Genomic DNA, 4,341 nt, shown 5'->3' with positions numbered 1-4,341 from the left:
CCGATTATCTGCGGATAGTATTTTGTTTTATAGGAAGTTTCTTTAGACATACCCGCTTCGTAAGAAAGGAAGTTCGTCCAGCTAAGTCCCTTTATTATTTTCAGCGTTGCGCTTACATTCGGTGATATTACAAATGTTTTGCCCTCGCGCTGGCGTTCATTCATCATTGCTACAGGATTGTAATAGTCGATGGCCTGTAATTGGGAATATCCTCCTGCCTTGGTGTTGGACGGGTCGTATACCGGCTGCGTGGGGTTTTGTATGAATGCCTGGTAAAACAGGTTATAGTTGGCCGGCGTGTATTCGCTGGTGCGCAGGATCAGGTTGTAGTCGAGCGATAACCTGTTGTCGAATACCGCCTGTTTGATATTTGTTTTAAGAAGATATTTTTTTACCCCGTTGTCTTTCAGCAAACCGTCCGTCTTTTCGTAATTGAACGTGGTGCGGTGCGAAAAATAATCCGATCCACCTGATATTGCCAGGTTGTAGTTTTGGCTGAGCGGGTTTTTGCGGGTGATCTCCGAAAACCAATCGGTTTTAGCGCCGTACAAACTGCCGGCCCTTGAAGGCATATAGTTTTCGATCGCGTATTTAAATTCGTCGGCGCTCAGGGTACTTACACTCTGAGGAGCTACCTGTACCGAGAATTGGCTGGTTAACTCCACCACCGTTCTTCCGGCTTTCGCCCGTTTGGTAGTAATGATGATCACCCCATTGGTACCACGTGTGCCATAAATGGCGGCAGCGGCGCCGTCTTTTAATACATCAAAGGAAAGCACTTCATTGAAATTGATATTGTTGAGGTCGCCACCGATCACCCCATCAATGATGATGAGCGGCCCCTGGCCGGAAGTGAGCGTGTTGGTTCCCCTGAGGATAATTTTATATTTCGCCATAGGGTCGGCGCCATCCGGCTTGGTGATGGAAAGCCCCGCAACTTTACCCTGTATCATCCCAAGTGCATCGGTGTATACCCCGCTGTTGAAATCTTTGGTTTTGATGGTGGATACTGAGCCCGTAGTTTCTTTTTTGGTAGAAGTGCCATACCCGATCACGAGCGCTTCTTCCAAAAGCTTCTCCGATTTCCTGAGCGTGATGTTGAGGGTGGTGTTACTTCCTGTAACCACTTCGGCCTTTTCATACTCGGCGCTGGAGAACACCACCGTTACCCCTTCGGGAACCGACAGCGTAAACCTTCCTTCACTATCACTCACTGTTCTGGCATTGGATCCCTTTGCCACGATAGCTACGTTGGGAATACCTGTCTTGTCGGCAAGGTCGGTCACCGTTCCCGAAAACGTTTTATTCTGGGCTGATACAGCCATACCCGACAGGAGGAAAAACCCGATGATAAACATCTTGAAAAAGCCAGGCTTCTTTGCTGGAATAAAGAAATTCATAAGCAATCGTTTTATTAATAATTGTAATAAATAATAATCGTAGGGGGGACGGACGGTGTATTCGTATTATGGCAACTATGTTCAGAGGCGCAAGGCCTGGTAAAAAACGGTGTGTGGCAAGCTATTTACCCATCAGGATAAACGATTGCGCAATTTGGCAAAACAATTAATCTTTCAATATTTTTACAGACTTCCTGTGAATGACCGTAGGGTTCAGCAGGATCTGTTCCGGCCTTTGTGCTGCCAGTAATTCCTTATTCCGTATCATCCCCAGCAGCATCTTGATGCTCATCTGCGCAATTTCCGCATTGGGTTGGGCAATGCTGGTCAGAGGCGGGTTTAAGAAATTAAGGTATTCCGCGTTATCGAACGTAACCAGCGACATGTCCTGTGGTACCGATAATCCTTCTTCCTCCAAAGCTTTGAGTGAACCGAGTATGATGGTATTGCTCAATCCGAAAATAGCCGTGGGCCTTTGCGATCTTTGCAGGAGGCGTTTGGTTTCGAGGTAACCGTTTTCCTGCGAAAAGTCGTTACCAACCACGCAGATCTCCTCTTCCAGGCCGGCATCTTTCATGGCATCCATATACCCTTTTACCCGTTGCAGGTTGGGCATTACATGTTCCAATCCCTGTATGCAGGCAATATGTTTATGATGAGAACCGATGAGGTATTTGGTTATTTCGTAAGCGCCGCTATAGTTGTTCGTGGCCACAAAAGAAAGGGGAGATGATTCGAAATACCGGTCAACACAAATAACCGGAACGCCCTGTCCATAGAGGTCTTCCAGGTGTTCAGACTGTTTACCGCAGGGCATTACCAGTAAGCCGTCGATGCGGCGGTCGTTCAACAGGTTTACGACTTCTATCTCTGTATTTTCATCATCGCCGCAGTCGGTAAGAATAACGGAATAACCGTTTTTCTTCAGTTCGTTGGTAATGATATTTGCTACGTTGGTAAAAAATGAGTTGGAAAGATCGGGTACTACCAGGCCTATCAGATTGCTTACTTTTTTGCGAAGGCTTACGGCGGTGCGGTTGGGCCGGTAGTTCAGTTTTTTGGCTACTTCCATCACGTGCTGCGCCGTTTCGTCGCTGATACGGTACTTCCTGGAGAAGCCGTTCAGCACCCTTGAAACCGTAGTGTTGGAAACACTGGTTTCGCGGGAAATATCATTTATGGTGATAGAATTTCTCATTGACGTTTTAGCACAATCGTTTGTGCAAACATATGTTTTTTTTTAAATTCCGCACATTTTTTAGAAAAAATTTTTTTAAAGGGGCAGGGGGTCAGATATGAAGGCTTAGCGATATGAAGAAAACACCTGAGATCCATCCGGCAAACTCATGCTTACGAGGCATTCATAAACCATTCATAATAAATGTGCCTGAAAGTAATTCCGGGTATCGCAATTTTGTTCCTGGAAATAAAAAAAACATCATTTACCAAAAAAAATATCATGAAACTTTTTTTAAAAACTGTTGCTTCGGTCATAGTTGCTTTTGCAGGCATCAGCACCTATGCACAAACCAAACTGGAGCCGGGCAAAAATTCTTTCGAGGCAAAATGGATCGTTGATGAGCAGTACAACATGAAATGGTATGCCGTAAAAGATACCATGAAAATTGAGGTCGCTACCATTGGCACCAACGTGGTGAAAGGCAAAAAGAATGTGACGATCGTTACCGAAGTGAAGATGAAAAGCAATCCTGCGCCATGGATAGATTCCGCCGTGGCCGATATCACCACTTTAGAGCCCATCATGCATTCTTCGTACAATCCGCAAAGGGACATGGGTTTCAGGTTTGGAAAAATAGTGAAGGGGTTTTACAACGATAAAATAAAAAAGACGAATACGGTGGTAAGTGATACTATGGCGGCACCCTATTTCGATAGTAATATTTACCCTGCGCTGGTACGCTGGTTGCCGCTAAGCGAAGGCTACACCTGCAACATCCCGATCTACGATTATCGCCCCGACAAAAGCGGGCTGATCTATGCTTATGTAAAAAAAGTAGAAAGCGGCACATACACTGCCAAAGACGGCCGGCATAAGGTATGGCTGGTAACGGTACACGACGAGATCAGCAATGACGCCGGTAGCTACAGCGTTTTCAGCATCGATAAAGCCGACAGGAAACTGTGGCAGCAGGAGATTGTGATGACGGGAAGGAAGATGGTGATAGTGAGAGAGTAAAGGGTGGCGGGGTGCCTGATCGCCGGCGAAGGCTAAACCGCAGAGAACATGAGTGGCCAGAGTTTACGCAGAGATAAAGGTACTGTTTCATAAACTGTGTAAGTGATCAAGAACTTGGGGTACCCCAAGTTCTTGATCACTTTTTTTATAACTTTAAAACACAGTTTAATTATGGACAACGAACAACAACTCACGGATGCTTTTTTAAAGCAACTCAAAACCGGCGACCAGCTCAACAGTTTTTTAGCCCAACTCCAAAAGCGGGGTATTGAAAAAATCCTGGAAGCTGAACTTGATGCACATCTGGGTTATGACAAGCATGAGAAAAGCAGCTCTTCCAATGCCCGTAATGGTACATCAGCCAAACAGGTAAAAACTTCTTTTGGAGAGTCTACCGTTCAGGTACCAAGAGACAGGGATGCTTCTTTTAACCCGATGCTGCTGCCTAAAAGGCAAAATATGGTGGATGGGTTAGAAAACGTCATTGTATCTCTTTACGCTAAGGGAATGAGTGTAAGCGACATTGAAGAGCAGATAAGAGAAGTTTATAATTTTGAAGTGTCTGCTTCCACCATCTCCCGTATTACTGAAACAGTAGCCAATGACGTTATTGCCTGGCAGAACAGGCCCTTGGAGCCGGTGTATTTAATTGTGTGGATGGATGGCATCGTTTTTAAGGTGAGGGAGAATAGTAAGGTCATCAACAAAACCATTTACCTGGCCGTAGGACTCAATAGGGACGGT

At 45.5% G+C, this 4,341-nt stretch carries 4 protein-coding genes; 2 read left to right on the top strand and 2 right to left on the bottom strand.

The genetic code is table 11. The features are described from left to right. Positions 1–1,400 (bottom strand): TonB-dependent receptor plug domain-containing protein (locus EGI32_RS10665; RefSeq protein WP_255155379.1); only part of this gene is annotated, 1,400 nt, incomplete at its 3' end. Positions 1,401–1,566: 166 nt separating this feature from the next. After that, entirely contained in the window at positions 1,567–2,598 is a 1,032-nt protein-coding gene (locus EGI32_RS10660; RefSeq protein WP_255155378.1) for a LacI family DNA-binding transcriptional regulator, read from the bottom strand. 261 nt (positions 2,599–2,859) lie between these two features. Between EGI32_RS10660 and EGI32_RS10655 the strand changes: the two genes are divergently transcribed. Both EGI32_RS10655 and EGI32_RS10650 read left to right on the top strand, forming a co-directional pair. Next, positions 2,860–3,597, top strand: coding sequence for a hypothetical protein (locus EGI32_RS10655; protein ID WP_255155377.1), 738 nt, complete (start codon positions 2,860–2,862; stop codon positions 3,595–3,597). Positions 3,598–3,768: 171 nt separating this feature from the next. Further along, positions 3,769–4,341: transposase (locus tag EGI32_RS10650; RefSeq protein WP_255155139.1), on the top strand; the 573-nt coding region annotated here is incomplete at its 3' end.

Origin of the sequence: Ferruginibacter sp. HRS2-29 (assembly GCF_024343615.1) — a bacterium.
GTDB lineage: Bacteria > Bacteroidota > Bacteroidia > Chitinophagales > Chitinophagaceae > Ferruginibacter.
This window is presented reverse-complemented; position numbering and strand designations above follow the sequence as displayed.